Below are 17,041 nucleotides of genomic sequence, written 5' to 3'. Positions count from 1 at the left end.
AAAAAGAAAGCGGTACCCCCACCGAAAAGAGGCAGGGGTACCTTGCTTTTTATCCATAAAAAGTTTTTCCGTGTGAAAAACAGAATCACCCTTTGTATGCTATTTGTGATAGCTTTCTCCGCTGATGATTTTGAAGCTGCGGTATATCTGCTCTAAGAGCATCAGACGCGCGAAATTATGAGGGAAAGTCATTTCGCTCATAGAAAGCAGGAGACCACATTGCTTTTTTACAGCGGCATCTATCCCGTGAGAAGAGCCGATCACGAAGACCATTTCAGAATATTGCAGAGAAGCTTTGGAAATTTGTTCCGCAAAAGCGGTGGAGGAATAGGATTTTCCTTCGATGCACAAAGCGATGTTCAACCCTCTTTGTGAGAGATGTTTTTCGATCTCACGGCCCTCTTTTTTGAGAACGGCGTCAATCTCTCCTTGGGAAGGCTTTTCCGGCAGAGCAAGATCCGCTAGTTCCACCATCGTCAGACTGCAATAGCGGGAAAGGCGCTTCTCATACTCTGCGGTCAGTTCCCGCATAGCTTTTTCTTTCAGTTTTCCAACCGATACAATTTTTATTTTCAGCACAATCTTTTTCTCCTACTGTGAAAAACAGGAGACGAAATCGTCCCCTGAATGAATTTCTTAAAAACAGACCGTTTCGCTCAGTGTCCCACGCATAGCTACACCGAGAAGAATATCTTCCCGTACTTTTATACCTCGGCGCTCCAGCGTTTCCGCCGCAGTGCGGTATGCAAGAGGGGGATTGTTCGCATCGCCGCTTAAATGCCCCAGCATCAAACGTTTTAAGCCTTTCAGCGCGAGGCCGGAGGCGAAATCGGCGCTGATTTGATTGCACAAATGGCCTTTTTCTCCTAAAATTCTTTTCTTCAGGGAATAAGGACGGTTTGTCTGGTTCAAAAGCGTGATGTCATGATTGGATTCCAAAAATAAAAAATCTCTGCCTTTTACCGTATGCTCAAAATTTTGTGGAATATGACCCAAATCGGTAGCGACGGAAGCGGTCTTTTCTCCGCAATAAAAGTTATATCCAAAAGGCTCTGCCGCGTCGTGAGGTGTCGCAAAAGGTTCCACGCCGATATCTCCGATATCAAATACCGTGTTTGCTTCCGCAATAATCCGGCGGTGTGGGTTCATATCAATTCCGCTTTTATAGATTGCCTTATGGGTTCCGTAAGAGGAATATATTTTCATATCTGTGTTTTTTACCAGTGTTTTCAATGCATTGATATGGTCAATGTGATCGTGGGTGATCAGCAAAGCAGAGATATCCTCTAAGCCCATATCAAGGGAGGTAAGCCTTTCCCGGATGGCCTTCATACTGCCGCCGCAGTCAATGAGTAAATTTGTTCTGCCATAGGCAAGCACAAGACAGTTTTTGTCACTTCCGGAATAGAGTGAAGTAAATTTTGCTTCCATTATTCTTCCACAGTCCTTTTGATGGTGCCGCCTACTCCTGAAATTTTTTCTATCACATTCTCATAGCCGCGATCAATGTGGTAGATATCCATAATTTCAGTGGTTCCTTTGGCGGCAACACCTGCCACCAGCATTGCGGCACCTGCGCGGAGATCCGTGGCAAAGACGGGAGCGCCGGACAATTCGTTTACCCCTTCCACAATCGCGGTGGTGCTGTTGACAGTGATATTAGCTCCCATTTTTTTCAGCTCTTCCACATATTTAAAACGGTTGTCCCAGATGCTTTCGGTGACCGTGCTTGTCCCATCCGCCAATGCGAGCAAAGTGGTAATCAGAGGCTGCATATCGGTAGGAAAACCGGGATAGGGAAGCGTTTTTACATTTGCTTTTTTCAGCAAACCTTTATAGAAAACGTGAATGGAATCTCCCAGTTCTTCTATGCCGACGCCCATTTCCTCCAGTTTCGCTGTGATGGGCTCCATATGTTTCGGGATCACATTTTTAATCATGAGGTCGCCTTTGCTTGCCGCGGCCATGATCATATAAGTACCAGCTTCAATTTGATCGGGGATAATCTGATAGCGGGAACCTTTTAAACGATCGACTCCCTTTATTTTTATAATGTCTGTTCCGGCGCCTTTAATGTTAGCACCCATCGAATTTAAAAAATTGGCAAGATCCACAATGTGCGGCTCCTTTGCCGCATTTTCAATAACCGTTACCCCTTTTGCCTTGACGGCAGCCAGCATGATGTTAATGGTTGCGCCTACCGAAACAATATCCAAAAACACAGAATCTCCGCTGAGCTGTTCCGCAGACGCAAGTACGCGGCCGCCTCTGATTTTCATGTCAGCGCCCAAAGCCTGAAATCCTTTGATATGCTGATCCATCGGTCTGGGACCAAGATCGCACCCGCCCGGCAGGGAAATCTCAGCAGAACCGTATTTGGAGACAAGCGCTCCCAGAAGATAATAGGACGCGCGCATCTTGCTGGTATACTCCGCAGAGCAGGAGGTGGTGTGCAGTTTTGTGCTGTCAATCCGCAGCGTGGTGGGTTCGATGAAGTCGATCTCAGCGCCCAGTTCTCTCAGAATTTTTATCATCAATTCCACATCCCTGATAAAAGGGACATTTTCAATAATACAAGGTTCATCGGCTAGGATGCAGGCCGGAATCATCGCCACAGCAACATTTTTTGCTCCGCTGATAACAATGTCACCAAAAAGCGGCTTTCCCCCATTTATCACATATTTCTCCAAAATTTTTCACTCCTAAATTTATCAATAAAATTCATTTCAGCCCGCTGGAAAACAACTGAAAAAGAAAAATGAATCGCATCGTTTCCAGCATAAATCTATTCAATGAAACGTTTTTCTTTGTGAAAAACACAAACACACTTCTCTGTATTTAAAAATTCAATATACATTTTAACTTAGATATTATAGCATTAAAACTGGATTCTGAAAAGGCTTTTTTGTAAAATTAACAAAGAAAGCGCATTTATTTCAACAAATTTTCAATATTTTATGAAATATAGCTTCCAATCTGCTGAAAAAAGTTTGATTTCTTTTCGGTTTCATACTATACTGAGGATAACAAAGTATAAGCATAGAGCACAGCATACGAACCCGTTTTTGGTTGGTTTCGGCGGGTTCGGATACTGCGTTCTATGCTTAAGGGAGTACATCATGAAACGAACGATTAACATACCTATTTTTGTCTCTCATCAAGGATGTCCGAATGATTGTGTTTTCTGTAATCAGAAACGCATTACAGGAATTCGGAATGAGGAGACGGAAGAACAAATCAGACAGAAGATAGAACGCTTTCTCTCCACCTGCCGGACAAGCGGAGCGGAGAAAGAAATCGCTTATTTCGGCGGCAGTTTCACCGGCATTGAAGAAGAAAAACAATTGATGTACCTTCGAATTGCCCAGGCGTATATACAAAGGGGTGAGGTGAAAGGGATTCGCGTTTCCACAAGGCCGGATTATATGGATCAAAAAATCTGTGAACGGTTGTACCGGAACCATGTCACAACCATCGAGCTGGGGGTACAGTCTGCCGATGACGAGGTGCTTCGGATGAACCGGCGGGGAATGAAGGCTTCCGCTGTCGAGACGGCTGTGGCGTATATCCGGAAATATCCATTTTCTCTGGGCCTTCAGATGATGACCGGGATGCTTGGTTCCGATGAGGAGAAGGATCTCTTTACCGCGCAAGAGTTAATTCGCCTGAAACCGGATTTTGTGCGGATTTATCCGACCGTAGTCTTGCGGGATACCGCGTTATATGATTTATATTTGCAGGGAAAATATGTCCCGATGGAATTGGAGGATTCCGTACGGCTTTCCGCAGAATTGCTTGAGCTGTTTGAATCCGCAGGCATTCCGGTGATCCGTTTGGGCTTGATGGCAGGTGAGGAGGTTCATGAAAAAGAGGTAGCGGGACCTTATCATTCTGCTTATCGGGAACTGGTGGAAAGCTACCGGATATGCAGAACCGTTGAACATGCTCTGGATGGCAAGCAGACTATGGGGAAAGAGCTGGAAATCGTCTGTGCTCCCTCTATGGTGTCAAAAGTGATTGGAAACCGGAGAAAAAATGTTCTGCTTTGGCAGGAAAAATACGGTGTTCGCGTCCATATCGTGCAGGATCGGGAAGAACAGAATTTCAGAATAAGGCTGCTTTGACCGAATCAAAACAGAACTGGAATGGAAAGGAAGAAACGATGCAAAACGATAAAATAATCCGGATAACTCCGGAATCCTATGCGAAATGTAATAATATTTGGAATATGGATAAGCAGCCGCAAACACAAAAATGGCTTGCGGAAATCAAAGCAGGGATAAGAATTCCATATACATATGTTGTCAACGACGAATTCTTAGGGGAAGGCGCATTGGTTATAGAAAACAGTGATCCTCATTATACGATTCCTAACAGGAGAGTGTATCTCTCGAGATTAATTGTAAAGAAAGAACACCGAAATCGTGGCATTGGCAAAATATTAGTTGATTATCTGTGCGATAAAGCTAAGCGAATGGGATTTTCTGAAATCAGCATAGGGGTAGACAAAGACAACGTTATTGCATTGCATTTATATCAGTCAAAGGGATTTAACGATATTCTGTTTGAAGGAGAAGACGAATACGGTTCCTATGTTAAACTATTAAAAATACTATGATGAATTATGCACTGCAGAAAACGTTAAAAAGGCGCACAGCTTATTGCGATGCGCCCTTCCTATAGCTCCTTTATTTCCCCACGCAGAATTTTGCGAAGATGTTCCCAATCACCTCTTCACTGACCGTCATTCCGGTAACCTCTCCCAACGATTGAACAGCGTTTTCCAATTCAATTGTGACAATGTCCGGGTAAATTCCTTTTTCCAAATCGGAAATGGCGGCTTCAAGATGGACGGCACATCCGGAAAGGGCTTCATAATGCCGCTGATTCGTCAGATACAAAGCGTCTTTTTTCGGAATGTCTCCCTCCAAAATTGCTTTGCGGATATCATCCGTCAGCTCATTGATTCCCTCAAAATTTTTCGCACTGATGGCGTAAACCGGCTTGTCCGGCAGATAGCTTTTCAGTTCTGCAGCATCCATCCGTGCTTCGATATCCGTTTTATTCAAAAGTAAAAAGGCTTTTTTATCCTTTATCTCTTTCATCAGTCGGAAATCCTCCGCCGAAAGAGGACGGGAGCGGTCGGCGAGAAACAAAACCAGATCGGCGGAACGGATGTGTTCCACCGCGCGTTCGATTCCGATAGCTTCCACTCTGTCTCCGCTTTCCCGGATACCGGCAGTATCCAGAATCTGCACTTTCAAACCGCCGATGTCCAGCGTTTCCTCCAATATATCCCTCGTGGTGCCGGGAATGTCGGTGACAATTGCTCTGTTTTCTTTCAGCATGGCATTCAAAAGAGAGGATTTTCCTACATTGGGCTTTCCTGCAATCACAATTTTCGCACCCTGCCGAAGAATTTTTCCGGTCTGATAGGTGCGGGTCAGCTGTTCGGTTTTTTCTTTTGCCTCCCGAAGAGAATGTAAAATATCCTCCTGTTTCATCTCGCTGATATCCTCGTCCGGATAATCAATGACAGCTAGAATGCTGGAGATAACATCCAGCACTTGTCCCCGGATTTCTTCCACTTTGTTTTTTAAACATCCAAAAAGCTGATTTTCCCCTGCATAAACGGAAAGGGCGCTCTCCGCGTTGATGATATCAATGACAGCCTCCGCCTGAGAGAGATCCATTTTTCCGTTTAAAAAAGCCCGTTTGGTAAATTCACCGCCTTCTGCCAGCCGTGCGCCGCATTGCAGGATCCGGTTCAGCACCATGTGGGTGACGGCATAGCCGCCGTGACAGGATATCTCGGCGGTATTCTCTCCTGTGAAGGAATGGGGTGCGCGGAATACCGATACCAATACTTCATCTATCTTTGCTCCCTCGTCATCCGCAATATGACCGAATACAATGCGATGGGATTCTACTTCCGATAATTTTTTCTGGAAACACCTTTGAACAATTGCAAAGGCATCCTTTCCGCTGACGCGGATAACAGCAATTCCCCCGGTACCGGGCGGCGTTGCAATCGCGGCAATGGTGTCAAAATGATTCATATACTCACTCCTTCAAGAAATCGCTCTGAATCGTTATGAAACGAAAGAAGGCGCAGGGCAGTTCGCCCCGCACCGTCGTTTTCATTTAAACAAACGCTTTGACTGCGAAATAAGCAATCACAATGATTCCTAATACAATCCGGTACCATCCGAACACCTTAAAGTCATGCTTCTTGATATATCCCATAAGGAACTTGATGGCAATCACGGAAACGACAAACGCGGAAACCATGCCGGCTATCAGGATTGCGATTTCCATCGGCTGGAATGCAAATCCAAACTGAACTACTTTCAGCAGGCTCGCACCGAACATAACCGGAATCGCCAGGAAAAAAGTGAATTCTGCCGCCACAAAACGGGAGCATCCCAAAAGCATTGCACCGATAATGGTCGATCCGGAACGGGAAGTGCCGGGAATGATGGACAGCACTTGGAACAATCCAATCAGAAAAGCAGTTTTATAGGTTAATTCCGGAATATCATTGACCAGAAAATTTCTTTTCCTGTTCCTGTTTTCAATGACAATGAACAGAACGCCATACAAGATCAGCATGACAGCGACTGTAAAGGGATTATAAAATAGTTCCTCCACCTTTTCATTAAAAGGTAAGCCGATTAGGATGGTTGGGATGATTGCAACCAGAACCTTAAACCACATGGACCAGACATCTTTTTTTATATGGGGTTTTTCTTTGATGGAAAAAGGAAAGATTTTGTTCCAGAACAGCACGACCACAGCGAGAATTGCACCCAGCTGGATAACCACAAGAAACATATTCCAGAATTCCTGCGAGACATTCAGTTTAATGAATTCCTCCGCCAGAATCATATGGCCTGTGCTACTGATAGGAAGCCATTCTGTGATCCCTTCTATGATACCAAAAAGAATCGATTTGATGATTTCAATCAATTGTCACACTTCTTTCTCTGTTAAATTTTTATTTTCCGTATTTTATAGATATGAAACGGTTCTCTAAAATATGGTGAAAACTTCTTTTAAATTATAGTATAAAAAAACAAATAAGTCAAAGAAAAACGGAAATTTTAAGAATTGACCCGAAAAGAGGGTAATGATTTTTAAAATCCCGCCATATAGATAAAACAGAGTGAAGCATAGCGCTTGAAAACCTTATTGAAAAAGATGGTGATGAAATGGAATCCAATGTGATACTCAAAACAAAAGACGGAAAGCAGTTCTACTTTTTTTATGACAGAGGTCTGTGTTTTCGCGAGATAGGGAGCTCTGGAAAGCCTCAGAAAATGATTTATGAAGATTGTACCGGACAGTTTGATGTGCTGGAACTGGATTGCGGAGGAATGGTCATTTTATGTGAGGATCAGGAGGGGGGAATCGTCTTTTTGTCGGAGGACAGTGGAGATTGGCTGAAAACCACTTTGCTGAAAAGTAAAAGCGGTCAAAGCGGCCCCAAAAATTTTTCTCTGTTCGAGGTAAGCGGATGGCTCAACGGTTTTTATTGTTTGAGCTATCAGGAGCAGATTTTACTGGTGCATCATGTTATTGATAATGAGGATATACAGCCGGAGGTTGTGGATCTGTTGTGCGGGGAAACGTTCCATGTATTCCAACTGGAGAACGGAGATTTTTTGGCGGTATATCATTCTGATTATTCAAACGGCAATCTGGGGTTCAAACTTTACGCATGGAATCAGAAAGAATGGAGCCGTTTTGAGACGATTGATAAGGGGGAACTTCTTTCCGCTGTGAAGGACGGCGAGGATAATCTTTATGTCGTTTACCGCCAGGAGGAGGCTTGCTATTTAAAGTTGTTAAAAAAAGATACTTATCAAACGGCGTATTCCCAACAGCAGTTTCCACTGCCTTTTTTAAACAGTGTGAAAAAAAACGTGCGCCTTGTCATAGAAGACGGAAAATTGTGGATACTATATCATAACGGAGCCAGTATGTTCGCCGCCTATTGTACATTGGGCACCTATACATTCAGCACGCCACAGCAGTTTGTCAGCCGGGGAGATTTTAAAGATTTTTATTTTAAGTCGGGCAGCAGCGTACGGCGGAGTTATGGGTACCTGAATCACAATATGCCGGAGCTCTTAATTTTGAAAGATGGTGATAAAAGGGAGTCCTCAAACGATTCTTCAGAGATTGAACGCTTTGCGGGACTTCATAGAACGACGGACGATTTTAACAGGGAACAGATTGAAAACCGAAAAAACGATTTGGAATTATGCAGCCTGAAGCGAGACATTGAACTGATTAAAAAGCGTTTAACCAGCATAGAGAAATCAGTTGTATATAAAGAAAAGTAAACGATATGAATATCCAGTATTTGGTTCATCATGGTTTTTGGTATTGAAATTTGAGGACTTTTAGTGTAAAATAAGAAAGTCCGCTCAATACATAATAAAAAGTGTTATAGCACTTCAACCCCTATCCCCGTTCTAGGGGATATTGGTAAATTTCTTAAAACATTTCGAATTATGCACAGAGCTGCATCATTTTATGTGTTATGAGAAGAATAGGGGAAAACAAGTACTGGAGGGATGTTATATTGAAAAAATTTGTGGGTTTGGTTTCAATCCTGATGTGTATCACTTTGCTTTTTTCCGGATGTGTAAATGCTACGTATGAGTTTAAAATTCACCGCAACGGTTCTGCGGATGCGAAGTATAAAATATTGTTCGATTCCAAAACGGCTGATGCGGAAATCGTGAATGCTTTGGTTTTAGAATTCCGGAAACATTTTACCGAGGATAAATACGAGGTCTTAGAGTATGAGGAGGACGGATTTACAGGCATCAAGGTGGTGAAGCGGGATGTGAGCCCCGGCGAACTTGCGGTGACAGGCAAGGCAGGAGAAGAAAACGTGGACTATTCCAGCGAGCTTTTGCAGGGACTTGTTGTCACGGAAGGAGTATTTGCAGACAGTTTTCAACTGGATTCATCGATTGACTTAACTTTTTTGACAGAAGACTTTCTGAAGCAGAAAAAAGCGGAACTTTTACCGGATGTTCAGAAAGAATTGACTTCGGTAACACCGCAGCAAACTGCTGCCGCCAATGTTTATCAGAACAGCAACGTGACGATTATTGATAAAACGGATAAGGCAGGTACGCAGAAGACGAATGAGATCTATGAAAAGAAAAATGTGACAGTGGATGACAAGGAAGTCAAAGATACTTCGAAACCTAGTGAGTTGCAGCAGGCGGAAGCTCAAAAAGATGGTGTTAATAAATTGCTTGCAAATGCAACCTTGAAAGTCGTCATGAAATTTCCGGACAAGGTGATTTCAAGCAATGCGGGAAAGATAACAGATCATGGAAAGACTCTGGAATGGATTCTGATCCCCGGCACGGTAAATAAAATAACAGCAAAAGGACATTTTACCAATACACTGGGGTTTGCAATGGTTTGGCTCTGCATTGGATTGGTCGTGCTTGCCGCTTCTTATCTGATTTACCGTGCGATGAAAAAAGCAAAACATCAGAGAAAGAAAAAAGAGGTATCCTACGACAGAAAATAACGAACAGCAAGATATCCCCTGCCTCTTAGGCGGCGGGTTTCGCTTCATTTTTCTGACGGTACATCCACCACAGAAACGCCGCATTCCAGGGCTATACCCCTTATGGAAAGAAACGGGATAAAACAACGCCAAAGGGCTCTTTGAAAGAACCTTTGGCGTTATTTTTTATAACAAGATGAAATCACTTTTGTAGCATTTTGCTGCAAAATCCGCCTTGCAGGCGTTTCAACCTCGCGAAGCGGAGGATATATGCCCGCCCGCTTGCTTCAATAATACGATACCCTCCGTTTAAAGGAAACGGGGTTCTCTTAGCGAGGTTATAACTGCGGGCAAGATGTCCCCCGCCTCTTAAGGCGGCGGGTTCCATATCCGCAATCATCGGGAGTACAATCTCCCGATGATTGCGGCACTGCTATGCAGTACCCTTGTCCTCGTTGAATGACGGGACAAGCCCTTATTGAACATTTAAGTAAGATAAATTTTAAAATTCCATATTTTCGATATATAACTCTGAGAAATCAGGATGTGTGGACAATTCAATGTAGTTACAGGTATTTTTATATCTTTTGGAACGTTCAAATTCCGCAGAGTCGATACATTGAACGGCACCGGCAAGCGCCCCGTTTTCAACCACTTCTATCACTTCTTTCAAAGACGGATGAAACAGGCCAATCCGCAGAGCGCTTTCGATATTTAAATGATTTCCAAGACCGCCGGTCACAATCAATCTGTCAGGCACTGCCAGACCGGCTTCTCTTAACAGGATCTGCATGCCGGAAAAAACGGCGGATTTTGCCAGCTGGAATTCCCGGATGTCCTTGGCCGACAGCCATACTTTATCCGTCAGATAAATCCGTTTTTCATTGTCAACCTCCCGGATGGACTGTCTGTATATTTTCATACCAGTGATGGAGGTGACCTCAGAGAAATCTGCCATATAACCGGAGGAATCCACAATGCCCAGTTCAAGAAGGACAGCGAGAAGATCAATGGCGCCGCTGCCGCAAAGTCCGACAGCATCCCGGTTACCGATGGTGTGAAAGCGGAGACGGTTTTCTTCCAGCCAAACCCGGCAGACTCCGCCGGGAACACCTCCCACCCCGCAACTGATATTTGCACCTTCAAAGGCGGGGCCTGCCGCGGTGGAGCAGCATAAAATGGTACCGTTTGCGGCTAGAGCCATCTCACCGTTGGTTCCGATATCTACGACAAGAATATTTTTCTTTGCATGTTCCAGATCAAAATATACCATATTTGCCGTGATATCAGCGCCGATATAGGCTGAGATACAGGGCAGAATATCAATTTCTTGTGCATGAATCGGGAGTGCTTCCGGCGGCAGGACCTGCGCTTCCTTTAACAGCGGTGTAAATGGATAGAAAGCGATAGAGCGGGGATCTCGGTTCAGCAGCAAATGAATCAAGGTCGTATTAGCCACAACAACCGCTTTTTTGACTGCGTTTTTGGGACAGCCATATTCCTCGGTGAGGCGGTCAATCATATGATTGATTTGATGGAGAAGAATTTGATGAAGTACAGAAAGGCCATTCGAATGCTCTATGGTATAGTTGATGCGGGAAATAACATCGGCTCCAAAGCTTTTCTGGCGGTTCAGCATAGAGAACTGTGCAAGCTTTTCCCCGCTGCATCCGACGAGAACCATTTCAATCGTGGTTGTCCCGATGTCAACCGCGATTCCAAATGTTGCATCTTCTGTTCTTTTCCATATCTGGACCAACCCGTTTTCCTCCTCTGGAGGAAAAAAGGAGATATCTTGCGTAAGGGGAAAGGTGCATGCCAGCCGAAAGCCATTTTCCAGCTCCGCAGAGGTTAAAAGCTTGAGATCCTGCGGCGAGACGGGAGTGTCGGCAGGAAGAAGCTGTAGCTTGCATTTCCCGCAGATTCCCTTGCCGCCGCAAGGCGCTGTGATAAAAAGATTGTTTTGATTGAGAACGTCAATCAGCATTTGATCTTTTTCCCCAAAGTATATATCCCCGGTTTGAAGATTGGTTATTTTCATTTCCGTCTGCCGCCTTTCCTTTTTCTGAATTCTATTATAAACGATAAGGGAACATTTGAATAGAAAAATTTTCGGTTTTTTATGACATTTTGTGAATTTTTTCATTCTGTGAAACCGTTTCCATATCCGCAGTCAGCGGGAGTGCAATCTCCTGCTGACTGCGGCATTGCCAAGCAGTGTTCTTGTCCTCGTTGAATGACGGGACAAGCCCTTATTGAATGGCTTTTGCCTTGCAAAAGCGTTTTCATCTTGTTATAATATCCACAAGAAGGCTTGCTTTGCAAACTTTTGAGTGATGCCCTTTCGTGGTCCTCACGAACTTGTGTGATTGACGGTTGTGTAAAAATGCCCTTATGAGCAAGCATTTTAAACAACAGAGAGTAGATTTTTAGGGAGGGAAGCGGATGGCGGTTAACTGGAATCCATGGCATGGATGCCATAAGCTAAGCCCGGGGTGCATGAACTGTTATGTGTACCGCATGGATGCAAAGCGGGAAAAGGACAGCTCCAAAGTGACGAAAAACAAAGACTTTTCTCTTCCGTTGAAGAGAAAGAGAGATGGAAGCTATAAAATACCGTCCGGAGAAATGATTTATACCTGCTTTACCTCAGACTTTTTTGTGGAGGATGCGGATCCGTGGCGGGAGGAAGCTTGGAAGATGATGCGGGAGCGGTCAGACTGCCGTTTTCTGATGATTACAAAACGCATTGACCGTTTTTGGAGCTGTATTCCGGAGGACTGGGGGCAAGGTTATCCAAATGTGCATATCTGCTGTACAGCCGAAAATCAGGATAGAGCCGATTACCGGCTGCCGCTTTACAAAGAAGCTCCCATTCGGTACAAAAGTATTATCTGTGAACCCTTGCTGGAAAGAATGGATCTTTCAACCTATCTGGGTGATTGGGTCCTGGAGGTGATTGCCGGCGGGGAATCGGGCAATGAGGCCAGAGTTTGTGATTATGACTGGATACTCGATTTAAGGGAGCAGTGTATCACAAAAGGGGTATCCTTTCATTTCAAGCAGACCGGAGCCCGTTTTAAAAAGGACGGGAAATACTATCGCATCAAACGGCAGTTTCAGCACAAACAAGCGAGAAAAGCCGGAATTGACTGGGAAAAGGATTCGAACAATGAAGTATGAAAATACCATGGAGGGTATCTTTCTGGAACGGCCAAACCGTTTTATCGCTGTGATAGAGATTGGCGGCAGACCGGAGAGATGTCATGTGAAAAATACAGGCCGGTGCAGGGAACTCTTAATTCCCGGCGTGAAAGTGATTGTACAGTTTTGCGGAAATCCGGCACGCAAGACGGAGTATGATTTGATTGCTGTCTGGAAAGGCAGGACTCTTATCAATATGGACAGCCAGGCGCCGAACCGGGTGGTTTATGAGATGCTGCAGGAAGGACGTTTGCTTGAGAAAATTTCTCTGATAAAGCCGGAAAAGGTGTTCCGCCATTCACGATTTGATTTTTATGTGGAAACGGAGAATCGGAAAATTTATATGGAAGTCAAAGGGGTAACCCTTGAGGAAAAGAGAAACGCTTATTTTCCGGACGCTCCCACCGAGCGGGGCGTCAAGCATTTGAATGAGCTGCGTGAGTGCGTTAGGGAAGGCTATGAGGCATATGTTATTTTTGTTGTGCAGATGAAAGGCATTCAATGTTTTTTACCCAATCGGCGCACCCATCCCGCTTTCGCAGATGCTTTGGTTTTCGCTCAGAACGCGGGAGTGAAAGTGCTGGCGTTTGACTGCCGGGTAACGGAAAACAGTATGCAGATAGATGAGAAAATACCAGTCATTTTGCAAGAGGAGGAAATGAGATGAACGATTTGGAAAAACTGGAACGGGCAAAGTATTATCTTATCCGTCTGGCCGAGGGAACCGATCCGATTTCCGGGCAGGAAATGCCGGAAGATACCTGTTTGAATCAGGTCAGGCTGGCCAGATGTTTTTACTATGTGGCGGATATTTTGAATAAGGTGATTGAAAATGGCGGAACGGTCGGGAGAAAACCGTCCGTAAAAAAGGAGGAGTTGCTGCTGCACAACGATATGCTGTCACGCATGCAGCCGGCAGAGCAGGCGCTTCAAATCAGTGATTTTACCAAGCGGATCAATCAGATCATAGAGGAATACGGAATGCGAAACCTTCCAACGACCGCTTTCACCAACTGGCTTGTTTCCAAGGAACTTTTGCGGGAGGAACTGACCAGAGGAAACAAGCGAAGAAAGGTACCTGTACCTGCCGCGGAAGGAGTCGGCATTTTTTCTGAGACAAGAAGCGGTATGTATGGGGAATATGAGGCGGTAATGTACAGTCCGCAGGCACAGCAATTTCTGATTGATCACCTGGAACAGATTGTGGAAATGTGGAAGAACAAATAAGAGGTGCATTTATGAAAAAGATACGATGCCTTTTGCTCTTTCTTTCGTTGGCAATAGGCGGCTGTTATTATCTGTACTGGGATAATTACACGCTGGGAGTTACAAACTATACGGTTGAAAATGCAAAGATTCCCTCTGCTTTTGATGGGTACAAGATCGTACTTTTGGCTGATATTCAAGGCTCTGAATTCGATGAAAAAATCAGATGATGATAGACAAGATCGAACAGCAGCAGGCTGATATGGTCGTTTTTGCAGGCGATTTGATTGACATGGGAGTTCCCGGAAGCATAGAGACGATCGAAAATCTGTTTAAGCATTAGGGACTCGAACCCAATATGCCATGCACATGTTAAATTTCCGCCTTTTCGGATTGTCGGTCTTGCAAGGCGTCAGCCTTGCTGCACCCTTACGCACCAAAAAAACGAAAATTTTCCTATGTGCAGGGTCGCAGAGTTTCCACAGAGCAAATTTTTTCGTAAGACAAGGAAAAAGCGCAGATAATCCTGACGGATTGACGAGCATTTTGACGCAGGATTGCGGAAAATTTGCCTGTGTAAACCATGTTGTGTTCGACTCTCTAATGCTTAAGAACTGCGAACTGCCGGAAGCGGTTTATGCGGTATCCGGCAATCATGATAAATGGTCGGGAAGATTTGATGAACTGAGAGAAAAATGGGAGCGGGATTACCCGGTTACCTTTCTGGATGGGAAAAGTGCAGTGATTCAGCGGGGAGGACAATCCATTTCTGTGTATGGAATCGGGGATCCGGATACATGGGAAAACGACGAGGCGGAGACCTATGTAAAGAAGGCTCTGCAGAAACAAGAACGCATAGACGGCTATCAAATCCTTCTGTTTCACAGAGCCAATATGCTTGATCTATTTAACGGCGAAACTTTTGATCTTGTTCTGTCAGGACATATGCATGGAGGTCAGATTAGAATTCCTTTTTTAGGCGGGCTCAAATCCCCTCATGGAGATTGGTTCCCAAAGTACAGCGGCGGCAGATATGAGGTGAATGGACATACTTATCTTGTCAGCCGGGGAATCGGAAATGCGGTTTCGGTGCCCAGGATATTCAACCGCGGAGAAATTGTTGTTCAATAAGGGCTTGTCCCGTCATTCAACGAGGACAAGGGCACTGCTATGCAGTGCCGCAATCATCGGGAGATTGTACTCCCGATGATTGCGGATATGGAACCCGCCACCTTAAGAGGCGGGGGACATCTTGCACGCAGTTATAACATTAAAAAGTATTTCCCCTTAGTCTACCTTTGAGGGGAGCAAGCCGATATATTTTTTGAAGTTTTTGGTAAAGTAAGAAAAACTCTCAAATCCACTTTGAAGAGCAACCTCTCCGATGGTATATTTTTTGTCTTTGATCAGATCATAGGCGTAGTTTGCGCGCAGAAAATTGATGTAAGAGTTCACGGTATAGCCGGTGACATCTTTAAATGCCCGGCAGAAGTAATATTTGCTGAATCCAACGTGATCGGCAATCAAATCCAGCGAAATATGTTCGCTGAAGTGCATTTTGATATATTTCATGCTCTCTTTGACCATATCGATCTTGGTTGAATTTTTTACGATATGATCATTTTTTTGCTGATAATTGCGGAAAAGATGAAGCAGCAGCTTTACGATTTCCAGCTTTACTGCTTCCTTGTAGTAAGGCTTTTTTTGTTCCATTTCCAGCTTTATTTTTTCAAAGCAGCCGACGAGAACGGGATCGCTCATTTTTTGCTGAAAGGTTACCTCTTCAATAGGAAAGCCAAAACTGTCGCAGAATTCTTTATCAATAATCAGACAGCAGTATTTGACAGAGCCGTCAGTTACCTGAACATCGTGGATGCTGTTGGAGTTAATCACGGCAATGTCCGACACGCCGACGGTTATTTCCTTGGCGTTGGAAACCACCCGGGCTTGCCCACTCATAAAATAAAGGATTTCAAGGTTTTCATGCCAGTGAAAATAGAAGCGCTTATATTTGGTTTCCAGTTGATTAAAGATAATGGGGAGATCATGTTCTTTATAAGTATGGTGTTCATAAAAATTCTGTTCCATACATTTGTACTCCTTTCAGCGCAATATAGAGCTAAAATAAAGCAAAATATGTTCTTTACTTTTCAGTATAGCATTATATAATTAAATTGTAAATAAAATAAATTTATGAGAGAACAAAAATATTTTGTAAAACAGACGAAAGAGAGGATATTGCAATGTATCAGTTTCCGATTGGGATTATGTTGGAATCCTTAAAATTGGATTATAAGAGTGCGATTGAAAAAGCGGCACAGATGGGGGCAAAGGGGCTTCAGATTCATTCCACATACGGGGAATTTGCGCCTGAAAACATGACGAGAGACCGCATCAATGAACTAAACAGCTTGCTTTCAGACAATGGACTGGTTTTATCGGCCTTGTGCGGCGATCTCGGCAAGGGATTTGGCAAGAAAGAGTTAAATCCAGATTTAATTGAGCGTTCCAAGAGAATTATGGAACTGGCAAAGGAACTTCATACCGATGTTGTGACAACCCATATTGGTGTAGTGCCGCAGGACAAGAATCATGACCGTTATAAAATCATGCAGGAGGCCTGCTATGAACTGTCCCGCTATGCGGATGGTTTAAATGCCCATTTTGCGATAGAAACAGGACCGGAAACATCCGCAACACTGAAAGAATTTTTGGATTCACTCGGCTCCACCGGGGTTGCCGTCAACCTGGATCCGGCAAATCTGGTTATGGTGACCGGGGATGATCCGGTTCAGGCTGTTTACAATTTAAAAGATTATATTGTACATACACATGCGAAGGATGGACGCAAGCTTCTTGACAAGGATCCTGAAATTATCTATGGCGTGGTGGAATCCGAAATGCTGACGGATCCGGCTTTTATTGAACTTCCTCTCGGCACGGGGGATGTGGATTTTCCTGCTTACTTAAAAGCGCTGGAAGACATAGGCTACAAAGGTTTTCTGACCATTGAAAGAGAAGTCGGCGAGCAGCCGGTGAAAGATATTCAGACCGCGATTGATTTTTTGACACAAAATTTAAAGAGGTAGA

At 44.2% G+C, this 17,041-nt stretch carries 17 protein-coding genes; 10 read left to right on the top strand and 7 right to left on the bottom strand.

The features are described from left to right. Window positions 1-99 precede the first annotated feature (99 nt). The 3 genes from rlmH to KQI32_RS00345 are packed head-to-tail and all read right to left on the bottom strand — an operon-like array spanning window position 100 to window position 2,690. Window positions 100-579 (bottom strand): 23S rRNA (pseudouridine(1915)-N(3))-methyltransferase RlmH, encoded by a 480-nt coding sequence (gene rlmH / locus KQI32_RS00355; RefSeq protein WP_177691380.1) that lies wholly within the window; start codon window positions 577-579, stop codon window positions 100-102. A 57-nt stretch (window positions 580-636) separates the two neighbouring features. After that, on the bottom strand, window positions 637-1,431 hold the full coding sequence (locus KQI32_RS00350; RefSeq protein ID WP_216423489.1) for an MBL fold metallo-hydrolase: 795 nt from the start codon (window positions 1,429-1,431) through the stop codon (window positions 637-639). After that, window positions 1,431-2,690, bottom strand: a complete 1,260-nt coding sequence (locus KQI32_RS00345) for a UDP-N-acetylglucosamine 1-carboxyvinyltransferase (protein WP_216423488.1) — start codon at window positions 2,688-2,690, stop codon at window positions 1,431-1,433. Before KQI32_RS00345 ends, KQI32_RS00350 begins: the two co-directional genes overlap by 1 nt. Before the next feature lie 429 nt (window positions 2,691-3,119). On the opposite strand from KQI32_RS00345, the gene KQI32_RS00340 reads away from it, so the two are divergent. Together KQI32_RS00340 and KQI32_RS00335 are read left to right on the top strand one after the other, a co-directional pair. Then, window positions 3,120-4,124 carry an elongator complex protein 3 gene (locus KQI32_RS00340; RefSeq protein WP_216423487.1) on the top strand — a complete coding sequence of 335 codons (1,005 nt, stop codon included), beginning with the start codon at window positions 3,120-3,122 and terminating at the stop codon, window positions 4,122-4,124. Between the two features lie 38 nt (window positions 4,125-4,162). Beyond that, complete coding sequence (locus KQI32_RS00335) at window positions 4,163-4,618, top strand: GNAT family N-acetyltransferase (RefSeq protein ID WP_177691376.1); 456 nt, start codon at window positions 4,163-4,165, stop codon at window positions 4,616-4,618. 70 nt (window positions 4,619-4,688) lie between these two features. Here KQI32_RS00335 and mnmE read toward each other — a convergent pair whose 3' ends face one another. Together mnmE and KQI32_RS00325 are read right to left on the bottom strand one after the other, a co-directional pair. Beyond that, window positions 4,689-6,059: a tRNA uridine-5-carboxymethylaminomethyl(34) synthesis GTPase MnmE gene (gene mnmE / locus KQI32_RS00330; RefSeq protein WP_177691375.1), complete on the bottom strand. Its 1,371-nt coding sequence runs from the start codon at window positions 6,057-6,059 to the stop codon at window positions 4,689-4,691. Between the two features lie 85 nt (window positions 6,060-6,144). Then, window positions 6,145-6,969: an undecaprenyl-diphosphate phosphatase gene (locus KQI32_RS00325; RefSeq protein WP_177691374.1), complete on the bottom strand. Its 825-nt coding sequence runs from the start codon at window positions 6,967-6,969 to the stop codon at window positions 6,145-6,147. Window positions 6,970-7,211: 242 nt separating this feature from the next. Here KQI32_RS00325 and KQI32_RS00320 point away from each other — a divergent pair, with 242 nt between their 5' ends. Continuing rightward, entirely contained in the window at window positions 7,212-8,348 is a 1,137-nt protein-coding gene (locus KQI32_RS00320; protein ID WP_177691373.1) for a hypothetical protein, read from the top strand. A 242-nt stretch (window positions 8,349-8,590) separates the two neighbouring features. After that, a complete protein-coding gene (locus KQI32_RS00315; RefSeq protein ID WP_177691372.1) occupies window positions 8,591-9,562 on the top strand; it encodes a hypothetical protein in 972 nt (323 codons plus the stop codon). Between the two features lie 481 nt (window positions 9,563-10,043). Here KQI32_RS00315 and KQI32_RS00310 read toward each other — a convergent pair whose 3' ends face one another. Continuing rightward, on the bottom strand, window positions 10,044-11,582 hold the full coding sequence (locus KQI32_RS00310) for an ASKHA domain-containing protein (RefSeq protein ID WP_216423486.1): 1,539 nt from the start codon (window positions 11,580-11,582) through the stop codon (window positions 10,044-10,046). A 404-nt stretch (window positions 11,583-11,986) separates the two neighbouring features. On the opposite strand from KQI32_RS00310, the gene KQI32_RS00305 reads away from it, so the two are divergent. From KQI32_RS00305 to KQI32_RS00285, 5 genes are all read left to right on the top strand, one after another. Then, a complete protein-coding gene (locus KQI32_RS00305; RefSeq protein ID WP_216423485.1) occupies window positions 11,987-12,724 on the top strand; it encodes a DUF5131 family protein in 738 nt (245 codons plus the stop codon). Continuing rightward, window positions 12,714-13,412, top strand: a complete 699-nt coding sequence (gene sfsA, locus KQI32_RS00300) for a DNA/RNA nuclease SfsA (protein ID WP_177691406.1) — start codon at window positions 12,714-12,716, stop codon at window positions 13,410-13,412. The genes KQI32_RS00305 and sfsA overlap by 11 nt, the downstream gene beginning before the upstream one ends. Then, window positions 13,409-13,972, top strand: a complete 564-nt coding sequence (locus KQI32_RS00295; RefSeq protein WP_216423484.1) for a hypothetical protein — start codon at window positions 13,409-13,411, stop codon at window positions 13,970-13,972. The genes sfsA and KQI32_RS00295 overlap by 4 nt, the downstream gene beginning before the upstream one ends. An 11-nt stretch (window positions 13,973-13,983) precedes the next feature. Continuing rightward, window positions 13,984-14,181, top strand: coding sequence for a hypothetical protein (locus KQI32_RS00290; RefSeq protein WP_216423483.1), 198 nt, complete (start codon window positions 13,984-13,986; stop codon window positions 14,179-14,181). Window positions 14,182-14,497: 316 nt separating this feature from the next. After that, complete coding sequence (locus KQI32_RS00285) at window positions 14,498-15,082, top strand: metallophosphoesterase (protein WP_216423482.1); 585 nt, start codon at window positions 14,498-14,500, stop codon at window positions 15,080-15,082. Between the two features lie 156 nt (window positions 15,083-15,238). Here KQI32_RS00285 and KQI32_RS00280 read toward each other — a convergent pair whose 3' ends face one another. Further along, on the bottom strand, window positions 15,239-16,039 hold the full coding sequence (locus tag KQI32_RS00280; RefSeq protein WP_216423481.1) for an AraC family transcriptional regulator: 801 nt from the start codon (window positions 16,037-16,039) through the stop codon (window positions 15,239-15,241). 155 nt (window positions 16,040-16,194) lie between these two features. Between KQI32_RS00280 and KQI32_RS00275 the strand changes: the two genes are divergently transcribed. After that, entirely contained in the window at window positions 16,195-17,040 is an 846-nt protein-coding gene (locus tag KQI32_RS00275; protein ID WP_216423480.1) for a sugar phosphate isomerase/epimerase, read from the top strand. The last annotated feature ends 1 nt before the right edge of the window (window position 17,041 follow it).

It is taken from the genome of Acetivibrio sp. MSJd-27 (genome assembly GCF_018918095.1).
Taxonomy (GTDB): Bacteria; Bacillota; Clostridia; order UMGS1840; family HGM11507; genus HGM11507.
This window is presented reverse-complemented; position numbering and strand designations above follow the sequence as displayed.